Genomic DNA, 16,771 nt, shown 5'->3' with positions numbered 1-16,771 from the left:
TGATATACTCCCCATAGTGTAGCTTCAAAATTTTTGCTATTTCGAGTGTCTACTCTATGGGGAGCATATCATATTGCGGTACGCCTTATCTTATGCGTTTTTCTGCCGGCGCTTTGCCGTAGTACGGATCTTTTCCGGCAGAGAGTCCCGCAGGAGAAAGAGCACGCCTACGATGGCGTACAGGGTCGCCAGAATGGCAACACTGAGCCACCAGTCGCCGGAGAGCGCCAGATTGCCGGCCAGACAGGTGGCGAAAGTGGGCAGGGGCAGGGACAGCAGCAGAGCCAGCAGGTAGCGCCGCTGACCCATACCGGCGTATGCGGCGGCATAGGGAATGATGCCATTGGGCAGCCCGGGGACCAGCAGAAGAATCACCGTATAATAGGTGCGGTTTCTGGCGGAAGCCAGGAGGTTTCTGACCTTTTCCAGCTTCGGCGATGTGCTGCCCAGGGTGATCAGACGCTTCTTGGTGCGGCTGGCGGCACGAAAGACAGCCAGATGGGCAGCCATGCAGGCGGTCAGGCAAACGGCTGTGCCCAGCCAGGGCCCAAGGACGATGCCCGCTGCCAGCTGGACCGGCATAGCGGGTAAAAGCACGGACAAAATCTGCACAAAGGACAGCAGCCACAGCAGTCCGGCGCTGTAGGCGGTGTTCTGTCCGTCAAAGCAGGCTTGCAGGGCGTTTTCGTCTCCGCTGGAAAAGGCGGCCCAGATATCCGGAACATAAATACGAAGCAGTTCCACCACCAGGGCAATGGCGATAATGAGCACCAATACAGACGCCAGCAGCGTGGCGGCAGCTTTTTTGGACTGCTTTTGTTTCACAGGCGTTTCTCCTTTCACGGGGTAAGAGCGTTGATAAACACAGGCCCGGTTCGGCCAGACCGGGCCTGATTCTGGTAAATCAGAGTGCAGCAGGGGAAATCAGGCATTTCCCTCCGTTCGCACAGGATTATACCATGGGAAATGGCAGACTTCAAGAACTTTTTCCGGGAGAAACCCATCAAAGGGCGGGATTTGCGCAAATGCGGGAATCAGAAGGAAAAGGAAATGCGGCGGCGCTACGAAAAAGTCCGGCTGCAAACAGCAACCGGACTTTCACGAAAGATGTGACCAGACGTGCGGCGGGGCAGATCAATACATCTTTGCGCCAGCGGGAATATGATTATCCAGCATGAGAAGATGCAGCTTTTCTTCACCGTTTTCGTGATGCACGGCGGAGATCAGCATACCTTCGGAGTCGATGCCCATCATTTTTCTGGGGGGCAGGTTGGTGATGGCCACGCAGGTCTTGCCTACCAGCTCTTCCGGCTCGTAATAGTCGTGAATGCCAGAAAGAATCACCCGATCCTTGCCGGAGCCGTCATCCAGCAGGAACTTGAGCAGTTTCTTGGACTTCTTCACCGCTTCGCATTCCTTGACCTTCACGGCCCGGAAGTCGGACTTGGCGAAGGTTTCAAAGTCCACAAAGTCCTGGAACAGCGGCTCGACTTCCACCTTGGAAAAGTCAATCTTCTCCTCCACGGCGGGAGCCGCCGCAGGGGCAGTCTCAGCCGCTTTTTCCTCGCCCTTTTCCGCCTTGGGCAGGTCCGTGGGCTTCATGGTGGGGATAAGATCCCTCACATGGAATAGCTGTGTAGAATCCCTGTTAATACTGTGCTTTGCTTACAGGTCACATTTTCCCGTGTGTGATAACTCTGTACATTTCCCTGCTGAAAGCATACACCATAGTGGTGCTCCAAGTGGTGTATGTGGTGCAACTCCAACCTTTCGCACCTCCGAAAGATTGTAGTTAATATTATAACAGTAGAATCTCAGAATTTCAATGGGTTTCAGGTCGTCCCGTAAGGAATCCAGAAAAAACTTCAATACTCTGCTTACAATCACTCTTTATATTGTGCCTGTCTAAAGCGTGGTTATAAACGGATATGCAAAGTTCAATCCCGTACTACGCCACGCCGTTAATCCTCTATCACAAGACAATTTACCTTTCCACTGAACGCTGTACAGGCATCTATGGCAATAATTCCGGGACCATAATAGGGAGAGAAGTCCGCATCTTCTCCAAACTCGGTCCCCTTGTGTTCGTATTTGCTATGGCCATACGAAGTATGCCAGTGTCCGCAAACAATGGTCTTATTCTCATCTGCGGTCTGTGCTGCATCCATGCCATTGAACCATCTTGCTTGATTCCATTGCTCACGGTCTGCTTCTCTCCAAGAAGAAATATAGCTGTAGCTTTTATCCCTGTTCGGAATGCTTGGTATCCAGCCATGCGTGAAAACATAGTGTTCCGTCTCAAAGTAATCAAGCATCGCTTGGATAATCTCTTTGTAAAACGGTGTGTCTTTCGCTGCATCGGCAAAATCATAATGGCGTATAGATGCCATCACTGGATCAAAGCCCGTTAACTGGAGTGCAGTATCATAAGTTCCGTTTGATTTGTGATAGCTATATGGCATCCCAGCATCCGTGGTCACAAGCTCCACAAATAGGTCCTCATGGTTTCCACGAATGAGAATTATCTTGTCTTGCTCCATCTGCTCCAATATGAACTGCTGAAGCTGTTTCGCCTCATGCCCTCGATCAAATAAATCTCCGAGCATGATTAACTTATGAGGAGTTGTATCGGAAAAGAAGCCTGCCTTTTCCAAAGCAGACTTCATCTGCGTATAGTATCCGTGAACATCGGAGATAACATAGTAGCGCATAATCCCTTATTCTTCGCCTCTGTTTTCCTTGGATAGCCTGTTGGCCAGAATCAGCTCTTTCATCTTAAAGCAGAGCCATTCATCAATGGTCAGATCAAGCTCGGCAAGGGCAATCACCAGCCGCTTCATCTCATTCTTATCAATTCCAAAGTCAATGCTAATTGTATCGTAGTTCTTCGGAAGCTGCAAGATATATCGTGCCTCGTTGCGTTCATATCGCCTGAGTAATTCAGGCTGATCCTCAAAAAACTCTCTGACGAAATCGTTCATGACTGCGCCACCCCTTTTTGTGTACGAAGACTGACGCCCTCAACTAACGAGAATACTGCTGTATTCTTCTCTTCCAGAAACTCGCCGGATAAAACATATGTCTTTGAAGTGTCCATCTGGTTTGTCCGCATGATTCCATGAACAAATTGCTTGCTGTTGATCCTCATGACGCATCTGTGATCGGTGAACAGTTTCAGCGGAACTCGGAAAGCCATCACATCATCCTCATCACAGGGGAAAACGCTCAAAGAATCATGGCTGTCTGAAATTTTAATTGAGACATGGCTCGGCTTTCCCAAGGCTTTTATAACGCCCTTGCCGATACTGATACAGCAGCGAGCGCCTTGCAGCGTCATTTCGATTGGGTACATTCTATCCTCATTCGTTGTTTCGGACATCATCGTCACCTCCATTTCCAATAATCGTGCCAAACAAAGTCTCCCGTTTCTTCTCCTGCTCCTGCATACTGATGGAAGCAGCCAGCTCTTCAGAAACCGTAGCGGGAACAGCGCCTCCGCTGGTGTCCATGTATCCGGATAGTGATTCGAAGCTGCTTCGTTGCTGAAGGGCTTCATAATCCGAATAACTCCTGCCCAACTTCATGCGGATCTCATCAGGATAGTATTTAACAATGCGTTTCTTCATTTTGCCGGTGTGCTTGTCAAAGTACTCCTCCGGCAGCGGATCAAACATAACAGCGGATGCAAGATCAAATACCAGAACCAGCCCTCGCTCAGAATTGGCAAGCCGTCCATAGATCTTGTACCGACACTCCTTGTTCCAGTTCATCATCTTATAAATGCTTTGGACATATTCCGGGCAGGATATAGAACGGTTGACCCACTTATCTTTCTTTAGTCTTGCCCATTCAATCGAAGAGATTTCTTCTTCCGCACAGATGGCCACAACCATTCGCTTTTTATTCTCACTGAGCATAGGAAGGACGTGCTGTACTCCTTCAAACAGCCGGATCGCTGACATACTAAATTCCATTCTGTTTGCACGAATACTCACTGCTGGCTTCTTGATCATGGAGAAGAACATTTTGGGCGGAACGACATAGTCATCGAGAGATTCAAACTCGATGGCATTTTTCTTGCCCAGTCGTTCTTGAACCAGTTGATGAATCAGCTCCTGCTCCTTGGGCGTGTACCCTTCGGTTTTATCTCCCGTTATCGAGCTTTCTGCATCAGTGAGAAAGGAAAAATTATCGTTATCCATATTGTCCTCCGGTTACATTGCCTCATAGATTTGTTCTAATTCATCTTCAAGCTCTCCGTGTGTAGGGATTACTCCTATAAAAGGGTTCACCACTTTTGTGCCATGGTTGCGAATATCTGCTGAAGACACCGCATCAAGGACACGCCCTCGTTGCTGTTTGATCTCATAACTGACACCAACTTGTTCCTGCCAGTTCTCAGGGTAAGCGATTCCGGCTGTCAAACCAGCCGCTTCGCCACACTCGCTTTCCTTATAGGGAATGTACTTTACGGTTGAATCCGAGGTGTCCATAGCATCAAGGTTCTTTTTATCCTTTCCAACCAAGATCTGCGGTTCATCAAGAAAAAAGAAAATGATCCTTTCGCCCCCTCTGACACGGGTCACGCCTCTGAATCGGAATTTATACTTTCTCATCCAGTCGAGCTTATCATAGACGGCGTTTGAGAATGCGGAAGTACATAGTTGAAGACCCGACTTTTTCGTTTCGTCCCATAGCACCGCATTGGGGTTTGTGGCATTGCAGCTTCGTACTGCGATTACTTCCAGTACCGGGTGGTACAAGAACTCTACATATTTCTGCTGCCCAAGTTTTTCCCAACAGACCGCATTCAATTTCATACTTCTTTGCGAAAATGTAAGCTGCGGATCACTACGGGTCATGAACATGACACCGGGTGCAACCCGGTAATCATTCAGCGTCATGGAAACGACATTGCTGTGTGTTCTGCCGTTCATGATATTTGCCCGACGCTGAAGCTCGCAAAACTCATCCTCGTTGTAAACTTGGCGTGAAATATCCTGAAAAGCCCGATTGTCGATGCCGCTCCATGTCGGGGAGATACTGACGAAGCCTTTCAGTGCTCCACTATCGATCACATAAACATCCGGGACACTTCCGAACTTGTATCGGCTGGCTCGCATCATATGTGCTGCTCTTGCAATTTCAGGAGATACAATTCCCTCATGGTAATGGGGGATGTAGGCTCCTTCTCTCAGACCATCGTTTTTCGCCGTCACTTTTTCCTTGTAGTCAATGACGACCCTTTTCCGAACCTCAAGATCACCCCAACGCCGTTCGTTCTCCATAATTGCTTTCACCATTGAGGGCGTCCATTCAGTACGGCCTCGAAGTGTTGGCCGTTGCTTCTCCGTCAACACCTCTGCGATTTCTTCCGCTGTGTACCCACACAGCGTAGCAAGGAAAATATACTTAACCGTCTTCGCCTCTTCTTCCTCGATGATGAAACCGCCCTCTATTGTGTGCCGTAAACCGAGCAGATCGGATAGCGGAAACTGTCCAGTGCAGATTCTTTGATCATAGGATAGGATCATGCGGCGACTTTTATTGCCGGATTCCCACTCTGCAAAAAGGCCTTGCATCTGGAGCCTTTCGTTGATGTTCGGGTCCAGCGTATAAAGGTCCTCCGTTTCAAAATACACGCCGACCGGGTTTGACGGATTCGTCGTTCTTAGTTTCCGCACTTCCTCAATCAGGTCAGAGATGTTACGGGCAAAACGAGACACACTGGCACAAACGATCAAATCCATTTTCTTCTTCGACGCATCTTCCAGCATTCGTTTGAACTCTGGACGCCATTTTTTCGATGTGCCGGATTTGCCCTCGTCACTGTATATTTCCGCCAGATCCCAGTTGGGCGTTTTGGCAATCTTCTCTGTATAGTACTTTGTTTGGTTTTCGATGGAGGAGACCTGCTCCTTGCTCTTCGTACTCACACGGGCATAAACTGCAACACGCTTATGCTCTGCATCTCGAATGGTAGGCGTTGGTTTTGCTGGACGGAAAATAGTCTGCGGCGGAACCGTATAATGCTGGATTCTCTTCTTCGTTTCATACCGGTAATATTCTCGATCAGCATCCTGCGGACGCCACACCGGAAGCCGCTGGTCTACGATTTCTTGCTCATCGCCTCGGATTTCCGATTCCTTGTTTTCATCCTTTGCCATATCCTTATCCGTCCTCCCGTAAGTTTGTAATGGCAGAAACCACTCCATTCAACCACTTCTGGTGGTCAGGCGGATTCAGATAAATGTAGTCTTCAGCCATTTTTATCAGTGCCTCACGCTGCTTGTCTGCGTTGAGAATCGTGTTGATGTTGAACTGGTCATCGTCGGTTATGATGTCTACCCGTTCTTTCAGATTAAAGATGAAATGGAGCCAGTAGCAGAACTCTCGTGTGTTTGCACTCAAATATCCTTTGGTTTCTGCAAAAATCAGATTCACTTTTCCATCTGCACAATCCCGCATAAGCCGCAGCATCTCAGGACGCTTGGCCGTTTCTTTATAACCGGTGATGTCGATATAAACATCCACGAGTGTGCCACCCTCAAAATCACCAAACCGTCTTTCAATCGCATTTCGATGAAAGGCTCTTATCTCACGCTCATTGCGCAGATTCAGTTTTGCCCGCTTTACATAGCCACCGATTCGGAAAATCCGCTCTGTATCTGTGCTCACACTCATCGTCTTTGCTTCTTTCCTTCGTTCCAAACATAATCCACGAAGATATCCCAGTTGTTCATGACCTGCATATAGACATCGACTTTGATTTCCTTCGTGCCCCGATCTCCGCACCAAGGTCCGATGACAACTTCCCATTCACATTTACTGCAGTAATAGTAGAAAAGCGAACGGCGCAGCTCCTCAGCGAATGCTTCTTTCTCTGTGCATTTCAGCAAGAGCTTCCGTACTTCTTCTCTGAATCTCCCATGTTCAAATATGTTAAATGGCCGAATCTCATGCCCACTCATACTGTGATAGTAGGCTTTCCAAACCAAGTTCTCCATCATCTCATCTCCCGGTAAACATCATTGGTTATTTGGGTTTTGGCAAACTCCAGTACCAACTTCCGCCAGAACGGTAAGTTGTGACTTGGAGTTCTTTTTTTGCTTTCTCAACAGTACGGCTTCCAACGCCTATATCAGCAAGGCCGGCATATACTTCTTTTGCCGGACGATCCTCATGCTCCAAAAGCTGAACCAGTTTTGCACGAGCTCGTTCCCGCTTGGTTGTTTTTACTGTGATGCTGTCCATGAGTTCTGCGGTATTCAGATCATATTTGCCGTGCCATACGATTCCGCCATGCTCTTTGAACGAGAAAGCAATTGCAGGTCCTTCCGGAGCAAGGCTCGATTTTATCGGATACATGTATCGAATGTCAGGGCGGCTTTCATCTCTTGAGATCATGAGCACACTTCGTGCAATAGCAGCAATGTCGATAGAGCCAAGCCCTCGATACAATGATTTACTACTGCCGCCTTTGTTCATGTGACCGATGAGAATTACAGCGCATTTGTTGCGGTCTGCAATATTTGCCAGCTTCCGCAGAACAGAGCGCATCTTGGTGGCACTCTGCATATCTGCATCAGGCGGGATAAATGCCTGAATGGGGTCGATAATAAATACACTGGCGTGTGTGTCCTTGATCGCTGTTTCGATTCGACCGTCCTCCAGTGTCAATGCAATGTCGTTGTCTATGATATACGCTACTCGTTCACAATCCGCTCCGGCCTGCTGGAGACGGGGCTTTATTGTATCTGCAATACCGTCTTCAGCACACTGATAGATCGCAACACGCTTTCCTTTAGCAGGAACACCATCCGGCATAGGCTGTCCTGTCGTAATTCTTGCTACGACATTCAACGCAAATGTAGATTTACCCTCACCGGGATCGCCTTGGAGCACCGTCAGCTTCCCGAGCGGTATATAGGGATACCATAGCCATTCAACCGGCTCAGTTCGGACATTTGCGTAGTATTGGTAAACGGAACCTTCCATTCTAACCTCGCACATTTCTCAAAGCAGATAGGGATCATAAGTCACTACTATTATTATAAGGTGGTGACACATCTGCTTCCATCGCCGTTTCGGCAATAACCGCTTTTCACTGAGCCATTTTGGCAAAAACGGTGTCCAAGCTCGCACTTTTCCTGCTTTTAACCTCGCAAAAGGGATGCTCACAAAAGTGCGTGCTGCCTTGCGACCTTAAAAGAAAGAGCACCGCTTGCACGGTGCCCTTTCAAGATACAGAGGGCAAAGCTTCTGTCACTTTGCACCTCTCTGTTTAGATTTTCTTATTCACTGTATGCAGCTCTAACAAGGCAATTGCATCCTGTCTGGCTCGTTCGTCCGCCTGACGCATAGCGCTTATCATTGCAGCTTCTTTTTCGGTTATGCTCGTGTCAATGACCTCATCATTTCCAATTAGATAATCAACAGAAACGCTGTACAGTTTGGACAGCTTCAGAAGAATATCGATGGATGGCTCTCGTTTGCCATTCTCATAACGGCTGTAAACAGATGGCAAGCAGCTCAGATAGTCTGATACCTCTTGCACTTTGAGTCTGCGACTGACTCGTATTTCTTTTAGGTTCATGTATTCCTCCGCATTCCGAGATGGTGCGAAGTGACACGAAGCATTTACCCCTACGGAATATGATACTACCAAAACGGTATCTGGTCAACGAGCTATTTACCGATACGGTAGTACATTGCATTCCGTTCCGGTAGTATAATTTAATATAGTATATTGGAAGGAGGTCGTGCCTGTGAACATCAAGGATATTCGCACTCGCAAGGGTCTTACACAGGCAGAAGTGGCCTCCGCATTGGGCGTATCCTCCGTGGTTTACTCCCGTTATGAAACCGGCTCCAGGCAGCCTTCCATTGACATTCTGATCCAACTGGCAGATATTTTTGGCGTAACGGTTGACTACCTGCTGGGAAGGCAGGACATCGAGGACTCTACACTGTCTGAATATGAACTCAGCTTGTTGATCGCATCACGAAAAGCTGATGAGCGAGCAAAGCAAGACGCACTCAATATGCTGCTTGCCCATGCAGTAAAAACGAATCAAAAGAACTAAGAGGAACTGCAAGTCGCAGTTCCTCTTTTTAGTTTCCATTGTTCTTTTGAGCAAAGTATCGCTTCCGAAGATGGGCAACATCCCTTTGACTATCCGAATTTATAAATAGGTTTGCCTTAGTGAAGGCTTGCTTGATTTCTGTGGCAAGCGCAATCGGGTCTTTCTGCCGTATCACAAATAACTGTATCCTTTTCGCTTTGCACAGGAAGCGAAGAACCTCCTCAACTTTGGCTTCTCTATCAGTGCCTTTTTGAGAAAAGGCAAACGCAAGCCGCAGTTCCGGGATAACCGCATCGATCCGTGCCCCAATCAGTTTTTCGTCGTCTGTGCGTGTCGCAAGCCCATATTGCTTTGCATACATCGTTACAAGCAGATATGGCAGCTCCTTAAGAAATGCTTTCTCGCAGTAGATGCAGCCAGCCCCTTCAACTGCACGGTGAAACACTTTATCCTTCCATTCATGCCCGCAAATGCCTTTCCACCAAACCGGGTACTGTGACAGTCTTGATATCTCTGTGGGCTTTCTTGTGTTTTTTGCCGCATTCCATTCCTGTGCCAGCTCCGGGTCTGTAGTTGCTAAATCGCTATAACCAGGCAACACAGCGTTCCTCGTGCATACTGGGCATTTTAACCCATGAACTTTGGATTTGATTACCGCCCTATACTCATGTCCGCAGGTACTGCACTTCCACCAGACATTTTTGGTGGAGCGCTCGTTGACATCCTCCGGCAATAATGTGCCGTTTTTTTGTGACCATTCCAATGCGAGCTGCGGATGGAGCGAAGCTAAATCATTGAATCCCTTCAGCAATTTTATTCCGCTGCAATAAGGGCATTTGCTTCCATAAGCCCGTGTAGATATGAGCGTAAACCACTCATGGCCCTGTTCGCAGTTCCACCAAACTTTCCGATTTGCATAAGGCGTTACCTGTGTTGGCTTGAGCGGTGCGTTTCGAGGCGACCACTCCTTTGCAACCTGCGGCAGTACAGTTGCAAGGTCGTTAAATCCTTGAAGGACTGCATTGTGCGAACAGTAGGGGCAACCAGCTCCCCTGACGCGATTTCGGATTTCTGCGCTCCACTCATGTCCGCAAGCTCCTATCCAAAGCACTTTCTTATGAGAGCCAACACCGATCTCTGTTGGTTGGATGGTATTCTTCGGCGACCATTCTTTCAGTAGTTCCGGTTTCAAACTCGCAAGGTCATTGATACCCGCAACGATTCTGGCATTACTGCAAATCGGGCAATTCTCACCGCTTGATCTTGCCTTTGCGCTGGCCTGCCACTCATGGCCACAACTGCCATGCCACCAATATAGTTTTTTAGAACCATAGGGTACATCATCCGGTGAGATGCTGCCGTTTCTTTCTGACCAGTCAACTACAAGCCAAGGTTTCTTATTTGCCAAACTGTTTTCCATACTGTTGCCGCCCTTCCTGCGTACTGCTAACAGTATAAGAAAAACCTCAAAATAAGAGAAATGTGCAAAAAGAGAAATCCCCCTGCAATCGCAGATTTTGCGACCGCAAGGGGGAGAGAACCATATTATACATTTGCCATTTGCTTGGCTCCGGTTTTCAAATATGTTTCAAAGGCTGTGATTTCTCGTTTCTTCAGGTCGTTCGTGACCGTCACATAAATATCGAGCGTGGTCGTTACATCGGCGTGACCAAGCACAGACTGCACGACCTTTACATTCAGACCGCTCTCGCACATTCTTGTAGCGAATGTATGCCGTAGCACATGGCACGAGAACTTAGGTAGAAGAACCGGATCGGAGTCTACGCCCTTTTTCTCAAGGACCTCGCTGTTACAATCGCGCATGATCCGTTGCAGAGCCTTATTCAGTGTGCCTTGATGCTGCACCTCGCCGTTCCGATTAACAAACACGAAGTCTGAATACCCCTCAATGTGGCTGACACTTTTCATTCCGCACTCCTCTTGGAACTCCTTTTCCATGAGGAATGCCTGCTTCACACCTTCGGTCATGGGAATTTCCCGAATACCGGCTTTTGTCTTAGGTGTATTGATGGAGAAGTAGCAGCCCTTCTCATCTCTGTGGTTGTAGTACACCAGCGTATGGTTCACGCTGATGATGCCGTTTTCCATATCCACATCGCACCAGCGCAGACCAGTGATTTCCCCCACACGCATCCCGGTGTTCGCCATAATATAAAAGACAGGATACCAGTGCTGGTATTTGGGAGTTCTGGCCAGATAACCAAGAAACAATTCTTCCTGCTCAAGGGTCAAAGCCTTTCTTTTCTCGATTTCCGAACCGTGCGCCATTTTGATTTCCCGAAGCATATTGGCCGCAGGGTTGCTGCGAATCATATCGTCATCAACGGCTATCTGAAATACTTGGTGGACGATATTATGGATGACATCTACCGTAGACGGCTTCAGAACCTTATCGTCGATGAGCTGGTTATAGAATCGGCGCACATCCGATTTTTTCACCTGTACCAGCTTCTTCTTTCCGAAAGTTGGCTTCACAAACAGCTCATACATATAAATGTAGTTTTTCATGGTGCTGTCCTTGATGCCTCTTTTCAGTTGGCACCAAAGCTCATATACATCATTCACCGTGACATTTTTGATATTGGCTTTGATGCCGTCATGCTGATCAACAAGAATCTGTTCCTCCTGCTCCCGGAGATCTTCCAATGTTGCAGCGTATATGGTATTACGTTTTCCGAGCTTGTCTGTCCAGCGGTACATATAGCTGCCGGTTTTTCTCTGTACCTCTCCGGTGCGTAGCCTGACATGGTGGCTATCAAAGCGAACGGTTGTCTGCCGCTTTTCCTTCTTTTGAAACTGCATAGTCTTCACTCCTTTGCTTTCGCTTTTCTCTTGGCACCATTAAGGATACATAGAGACATCTCGTTTTCCAATGTTGCAAATCAGCCCATATCAAGCAAATCGCATACTTGACTCATACAGAATAGGCCGACTCAAGGTATTCATCGAACTTTTTCCGCTTGATCATCCTTCGGTTTCCAACCCAGATAACATAGTTGCATTCGGGCTTATCGGTCATATCCCGTAGCTTCCTCACGCCGATACCGCTATATGCGGCAGCCTCTTCCAGACTAATGGTAATGCGCTCCCAAACAGGAACGAGATTTTCTTTTTCTGTTCGCGTCATTTATTCCGCCTCCTCGTGTTTCCGGAGATAGGTCACATATTCACTTCTGTTTCGGAACTTGTACCATCTCCAGTTGTATTCCTCCGATTTGAAAAACGCCTTACGGATCGCATCATAGAAATGCTGGATAGCTTTCATGTTGATACCGGGGGTCAGCACCAAGTCGCCGACTTTGATTGCAGCAAGGTCTTTGTGTTCTTTTCTCCACGGAGTATAGAGGAAGGGCTGTGACATCATACCGTTATAGATAGCCTCATCGATAGCTGTGTTGGGATTCAGCCACTTATATAAGCAGATGATCACTTCCTCGACTCGGACAGCGTTCAGACCCTGCATATTCATCAGATCGAAAACACGCATATCAAGGATCTGCTTCAGGGAACGGAAGCCCAAATCGCAAAAGTAATCAGCGACGACCCGATCATCTTTTTCGAGCCACTTTGTCGAGCTGGGGTTGATGTTTATTTTGTTGTTCATGTAAATCACTCCTACCGGGTTTTATGAGATTGCCCTCTCACTTTCTCTTTGCCGAATTTTTTTGCGAGATTCCCACAGTTTTTTGCTCGTTTCCAAATTATTTTTCGGAACAGGGAGAATTAGGAGGGAGAAGTCATATTCTTTGGAATGAATTCTCATGCGCTATTGACAAAACTATCACCAGGATGATATAATGTGGCTGTATCATTACAATGATAATGGAGGCTTCATATTATGAGCGTCATTCAACTGCTTCATGGAACCGACCACATCATCGAGGTTCCGGATATTCATATCGGTAATCCGCACAACGACTATGGCATGGGTTTCTACTGTACCCGCGTCGATGAAATGGCTCGTGAGTGGGCCTGCAAAAAGAACACAGACGGTTTTGTCAACAGCTACAACTTTGACACGGAAGGGCTGAAGGTGCTGAATCTGTTGGACGGAACGCATACGGTCCTGAACTGGATGGCTCTTCTGCTTCAGTTCCGCACCTTCAAGCTGGACTCCGAAGTTGCCGTTGATGCAAGGGACTATCTTATTGGTCACTATTCAATTGATTTAACCGGCTACGATGTTGTGATCGGCTATCGGGCAGACGATTCCTATTTCCAGTATGCAGAGTCCTTTGTGTCCAACACCTTACCGCTCAGAAGTCTGAACAAGGCTCTAAAGCTGGGCAAGCTCGGTGAGCAGACGGTTGTCATTTCTCAAAAAGGCTTTGATCGGCTGCACTTCGTGAATGCTTATCCGGTCAGCAAGAGCGTCTATTACCCCAAGTTCTTGGATAGAGATACCAAAGCGAGGGATACTTACCGTAAAGAGATCAAGAAAAGCAAGTCTTACCGGGACGACATCTTCGTGCTGGATATCTTGAGGGAGGAGATGGCTGGCGATGACCCACGCATACAGCGAATCTTATTTGAATAATGCCAAGGATCGTCTTTCCTCTTTCTTCGACTATGCGATCAACGACTGCAAGCTAAAACCGGATTGGATCACAGCACTCTTCATCAATACCGGCTACGCCGAACAGTTTGAACGAGGCAACCCCGCCTATGTTGCAGGGATGTCCGGTGTTGAGCTGGCCCGTGCGGTCATCACAAAGGCATACGGTCCAAAGGAGCTGCCAGCACCAACCAACGCAGAGGACTGCTCCCCTGAATATTGGGCCGGTTGGGCAGTTGCAGAGTACCAATGGTTTACTGGCCGTCGTTTCAAGGATATCTTTGAGCGCATTCCACTTTCCAAGATCATTGGGATGTATTCCGTTTACCACGAGATGGACATTACAAGTTTCATCGATACCATGGAGGAACTCTATAAAGCAGCGGAAGGCGATTCCAACCTGAAGCGCATTCGTGAAAACCGGGGCTTATCTCAGGCAGAGCTTGCAGAGCAATCCGGCGTGAATCTGCGCAACATTCAGATGTACGAACAGCGGGTCAATGGCATTGACAAGGCGCAGGCAAACATCCTCTACAAGTTGTCCCGTGTTCTCGGCTGCAATGTGGAAGACCTATTGGAAAACCCCATGATGTGATTTCATTCCTGCACCTGCTTCGGCAGGTGCATTTTCTATGTCAAACCACTCGTGTCATCCCAATTTGACCTACGCATTTCCTAAAATTTTCTTCAGCTTCTTCAGTGCATCATCCCTTTTTCTATAGATGCTCGTCTTGGGCATTGCGTATTTTCCCACAAGCTCTTTAACCGGTATTGGGGATTCTGTGAAGAAAAAATCCTGAATGATGGCCCGCTCTTCCGGGGCCAACATTTTCAGTGCAGTTCTGACCCGCTCAATATCCATACGCTGCATGACCGACTCCTCTACATTGCACTCTGTATCTTCGAGAACATCTTCTCCGTAAATTTCAGACTCTTGAAAGGTCATGGTGCTGTAAGACATGACTTGGAACGGTGTTTCGGCGTCTCGGCTTCGGATGTACTGCTTGCGATGGCAATCCTTTTTCAACTCTTTGCTGACTTTTTCATTGCACTCCATGAAAATGATAGAGTCGTCTTCACTACAAGCCTCAAACTTTCCAAAGACGATTTCCCGATTCTTGCCTTCATCCGTTTCTCTCCATGCCGCATACTGGCGATAATCCATGATCAGCCAATTGTCCTGTGCTTCAATCGTGGGGTCCTTCTTTACCAAAAATGTTCTTTTCATTACTGTGATCTCCTTTGAATTTTTGAATTTGGGTGAAAGTCAAAAATTCGGAGATCACGGGTATTCAGCGATATAGCAGAGCCACTGGTCGCACATAAAAAGTCCTTTCCGCCTGCTGCGGTCCAAAGGACACAACTACGCTGGCGAAAAGGACTCCCGATGCTGCCTGCCTGAAAAAGGGCGCAGAAATCTAAGGGTACCCATACTGCTTTTTCAAAAGAGTTTGAAATCAGCGTATTTGTATCCTTGGCCCTTGTACTTCAGGCTGCGAATATGTATTTGTGATGTCGGTAAAAAACAAAAAAAGGCCACCGACAAGGCAGACCTATAGATAGAACTATAGTGTCTTACCTTGCCGGTGGCCTCTCACGTATGTCTGGAATAACTACCGGTTCATGTTCGGGCTGCTGCCCACGATCAAGTGACCTGGAAGCGGATTTAATGCGGCCCTGTTTCAGCCCGACCGTTCCGTTGTGATGTCGTTGATTCAGTTGTTATAGAAACTCGCTTCGATGATCTTCAAGCAGATCAAGTGAGGATTATCACCCCGCCAGATTAGGGCTCATGCCGTGCTCGTGCAGCCATGCCTTTGCCTTGCTTACAATGGCTTCCGGTGCGTCCTTGACACCGCAAATGGCCTTGTACACGGATGCCCAGAAAACATTATCGGGGGTCTGGGTGATCTCCGTTTCTCCATACTTGATCATGTATGCCTCGATCTTTTCGCGGTCAAGGCTGAACAGCGCTTCGTTGCGCTCTTTCACAAAAGCCTCTAACATCGTCATATCAATACTCCCTCAATTCCAAGTCGCTATGTTCCATTCCTGCCGGTGCGTACATATCAATCACATCATGCCGCCTGCTCACAACTGTGCGAACCATTTCAACGCCGCACTTTGTGCAAATAACTCTGATTTGATTTTTCTTGTTTTTTAGCCCCGCTACCTGCGTCTTACAGTTTGGGCAATACCAAGAGTAAATCGTCCAATCCTCCAGCATCGCCATTCTCCTTCTATCTTTTCTTGCTCAACGGAACGAGGAGATTGCAATCTGCCATCTGATATACCGGAACGCGCTTGGTTTTAGCGTACGCCAATATCTGAACGGCATTATGGCAGCTCTCACATTCCATCCATCCGTCGGTCTCATCTAAATCGAGACTCCTGTTGACTGTGCCGCAAATGGGGCATTTCACATCTTTTGCATTCAAAACAACACATCTCCCATCGAATCAAGATTATTGTTTAGAGTGATTTTATTACGTGCCGAGCAACGCCTTGTACCTGAAAGCTTCTCAGCTTTATGGTCTTGCCTGGGTACTGCTCCTCGTTTTCGTATTCGAGGATGTAATACCCACTGTCCTCGTCGTAGCCGGCATATCGCTTCAGCGTATTCTGGTTGTCTTCATCCAGCGCAACGACTATATCCCCTTCGAGAGCAGGGCAATTACGCTCGATAACAAGCAGATCGTCCTCATCGATTCCGGCATCCACCATGGAATCGCCTTTGGCACGGAGAATGTAGAAATCTCCTTTGCCAAACATAGAGACCGGGAGGCTGACATACTCCTCAATCGACTCTTCCTCATCCTCCGGATTGCCGCAGCGAATAGAACCTACTAACGGGGCGGATACATAGGCCGTTTTCATTTTGGCGCTCTGGGGAGCAGACAAGATACCTCTGCTGTAGTCAATCAGGTTGCGATCACTCAGCTCCTGAAGGTAGCGATGTGTAGTGGATCTGGCAACGCCGACACCTTCAGCAACATCGTTGATCGTAGGAGAGCTGTGATGCTCCTGATAATACTTGTTGACGAACTTCAATATCCTGTCCAGAGTCTCTTGATTCTTTGTTCTCATATCAGCACCTCTGTTTCTATAT

General features: G+C 47.8%; 20 protein-coding genes and 1 pseudogene. 3 read left to right on the top strand and 18 right to left on the bottom strand.

Annotation, left to right across the window (positions count from 1 at the left end; all coding sequences use genetic code 11):
* Nucleotides 1-90: 90 nt before the first annotated feature.
* From KQI10_RS08400 to KQI10_RS08350, 11 genes and pseudogenes are all read right to left on the bottom strand, one after another.
* Nucleotides 91-825 carry a VTT domain-containing protein gene (locus tag KQI10_RS08400; RefSeq protein WP_216566953.1) on the bottom strand — a complete coding sequence of 245 codons (735 nt, stop codon included), beginning with the start codon at nucleotides 823-825 and terminating at the stop codon, nucleotides 91-93.
* Between the two features lie 309 nt (nucleotides 826-1,134).
* Nucleotides 1,135-1,623: pseudogene (gene metG, locus KQI10_RS08395) on the bottom strand (methionine--tRNA ligase subunit beta); the annotation flags it as partial.
* Between the two features lie 338 nt (nucleotides 1,624-1,961).
* Nucleotides 1,962-2,711, bottom strand: coding sequence for a metallophosphoesterase (locus tag KQI10_RS08390; RefSeq protein WP_216566951.1), 750 nt, complete (start codon nucleotides 2,709-2,711; stop codon nucleotides 1,962-1,964).
* Nucleotides 2,712-2,717: 6 nt separating this feature from the next.
* A complete protein-coding gene (locus KQI10_RS08385) occupies nucleotides 2,718-2,981 on the bottom strand; it encodes a hypothetical protein (protein WP_216566950.1) in 264 nt (87 codons plus the stop codon).
* Nucleotides 2,978-3,352 carry a hypothetical protein gene (locus tag KQI10_RS08380; protein WP_216566949.1) on the bottom strand — a complete coding sequence of 125 codons (375 nt, stop codon included), beginning with the start codon at nucleotides 3,350-3,352 and terminating at the stop codon, nucleotides 2,978-2,980. Before KQI10_RS08380 ends, KQI10_RS08385 begins: the two co-directional genes overlap by 4 nt.
* 7 nt (nucleotides 3,353-3,359) lie before the next feature.
* The gene (locus KQI10_RS08375; protein ID WP_216566948.1) at nucleotides 3,360-4,202 is read right to left on the bottom strand and encodes a hypothetical protein; all 843 of its coding nucleotides are present in this window, start codon (nucleotides 4,200-4,202) and stop codon (nucleotides 3,360-3,362) included.
* Nucleotides 4,203-4,214: 12 nt separating this feature from the next.
* Nucleotides 4,215-6,167, bottom strand: a complete 1,953-nt coding sequence (locus tag KQI10_RS08370) for a recombinase family protein (protein ID WP_216566947.1) — start codon at nucleotides 6,165-6,167, stop codon at nucleotides 4,215-4,217.
* A gap of 4 nt (nucleotides 6,168-6,171) precedes the next feature.
* A complete protein-coding gene (locus tag KQI10_RS08365; protein ID WP_216566946.1) occupies nucleotides 6,172-6,684 on the bottom strand; it encodes a recombinase family protein in 513 nt (170 codons plus the stop codon).
* A complete protein-coding gene (locus KQI10_RS08360) occupies nucleotides 6,681-7,007 on the bottom strand; it encodes a hypothetical protein (RefSeq protein WP_216566945.1) in 327 nt (108 codons plus the stop codon). The genes KQI10_RS08365 and KQI10_RS08360 overlap by 4 nt, the downstream gene beginning before the upstream one ends.
* Nucleotides 7,008-7,035: 28 nt before the next feature.
* On the bottom strand, nucleotides 7,036-7,998 hold the full coding sequence (locus tag KQI10_RS08355; RefSeq protein WP_216566944.1) for an AAA family ATPase: 963 nt from the start codon (nucleotides 7,996-7,998) through the stop codon (nucleotides 7,036-7,038).
* 286 nt (nucleotides 7,999-8,284) lie between these two features.
* Nucleotides 8,285-8,596: a helix-turn-helix domain-containing protein gene (locus tag KQI10_RS08350; protein ID WP_216566943.1), complete on the bottom strand. Its 312-nt coding sequence runs from the start codon at nucleotides 8,594-8,596 to the stop codon at nucleotides 8,285-8,287.
* Nucleotides 8,597-8,768: 172 nt separating this feature from the next.
* Between KQI10_RS08350 and KQI10_RS08345 the strand changes: the two genes are divergently transcribed.
* Nucleotides 8,769-9,086, top strand: coding sequence for a helix-turn-helix domain-containing protein (locus tag KQI10_RS08345; protein WP_294614683.1), 318 nt, complete (start codon nucleotides 8,769-8,771; stop codon nucleotides 9,084-9,086).
* 28 nt (nucleotides 9,087-9,114) lie between these two features.
* Here the strand turns inward: KQI10_RS08345 and KQI10_RS08340 are convergent, their stop codons facing one another.
* From KQI10_RS08340 to KQI10_RS08325, 4 genes are all read right to left on the bottom strand, one after another.
* Nucleotides 9,115-10,506 carry a zinc-ribbon domain-containing protein gene (locus tag KQI10_RS08340; protein ID WP_216566941.1) on the bottom strand — a complete coding sequence of 464 codons (1,392 nt, stop codon included), beginning with the start codon at nucleotides 10,504-10,506 and terminating at the stop codon, nucleotides 9,115-9,117.
* Nucleotides 10,507-10,631: 125 nt separating this feature from the next.
* Nucleotides 10,632-11,909, bottom strand: coding sequence for a tyrosine-type recombinase/integrase (locus KQI10_RS08335; protein ID WP_216566940.1), 1,278 nt, complete (start codon nucleotides 11,907-11,909; stop codon nucleotides 10,632-10,634).
* A gap of 112 nt (nucleotides 11,910-12,021) precedes the next feature.
* The gene (locus tag KQI10_RS08330; protein ID WP_016413785.1) at nucleotides 12,022-12,234 is read right to left on the bottom strand and encodes an excisionase; all 213 of its coding nucleotides are present in this window, start codon (nucleotides 12,232-12,234) and stop codon (nucleotides 12,022-12,024) included.
* Nucleotides 12,235-12,711 carry a hypothetical protein gene (locus KQI10_RS08325; RefSeq protein WP_016413784.1) on the bottom strand — a complete coding sequence of 159 codons (477 nt, stop codon included), beginning with the start codon at nucleotides 12,709-12,711 and terminating at the stop codon, nucleotides 12,235-12,237.
* A gap of 234 nt (nucleotides 12,712-12,945) precedes the next feature.
* Here KQI10_RS08325 and KQI10_RS08320 point away from each other — a divergent pair, with 234 nt between their 5' ends.
* Both KQI10_RS08320 and KQI10_RS08315 read left to right on the top strand, forming a co-directional pair.
* A complete protein-coding gene (locus KQI10_RS08320; RefSeq protein ID WP_216566939.1) occupies nucleotides 12,946-13,644 on the top strand; it encodes a DUF3990 domain-containing protein in 699 nt (232 codons plus the stop codon).
* A complete protein-coding gene (locus KQI10_RS08315; protein ID WP_178846433.1) occupies nucleotides 13,610-14,257 on the top strand; it encodes a helix-turn-helix domain-containing protein in 648 nt (215 codons plus the stop codon). Before KQI10_RS08320 ends, KQI10_RS08315 begins: the two co-directional genes overlap by 35 nt.
* Before the next feature lie 69 nt (nucleotides 14,258-14,326).
* Here KQI10_RS08315 and KQI10_RS08310 read toward each other — a convergent pair whose 3' ends face one another.
* The 3 genes from KQI10_RS08310 to KQI10_RS08300 form a co-directional block, all read right to left on the bottom strand.
* The gene (locus KQI10_RS08310) at nucleotides 14,327-14,890 is read right to left on the bottom strand and encodes a hypothetical protein (RefSeq protein WP_216566938.1); all 564 of its coding nucleotides are present in this window, start codon (nucleotides 14,888-14,890) and stop codon (nucleotides 14,327-14,329) included.
* A 542-nt stretch (nucleotides 14,891-15,432) separates the two neighbouring features.
* Nucleotides 15,433-15,675, bottom strand: coding sequence for a hypothetical protein (locus KQI10_RS08305; RefSeq protein WP_216566937.1), 243 nt, complete (start codon nucleotides 15,673-15,675; stop codon nucleotides 15,433-15,435).
* A 459-nt stretch (nucleotides 15,676-16,134) separates the two neighbouring features.
* The gene (locus KQI10_RS08300; protein ID WP_216566936.1) at nucleotides 16,135-16,749 is read right to left on the bottom strand and encodes a LexA family transcriptional regulator; all 615 of its coding nucleotides are present in this window, start codon (nucleotides 16,747-16,749) and stop codon (nucleotides 16,135-16,137) included.
* Between the last annotated feature and the right edge of the window lie 22 nt (nucleotides 16,750-16,771).

The sequence above is a fragment of the Pseudoflavonifractor sp. MSJ-30 genome (assembly GCF_018918045.1).
GTDB lineage: Bacteria > Bacillota > Clostridia > Oscillospirales > Oscillospiraceae > Faecousia.
Note: the sequence above shows the minus strand (reverse complement) of the source record. Positions and strands in the feature narration are given on the sequence as shown.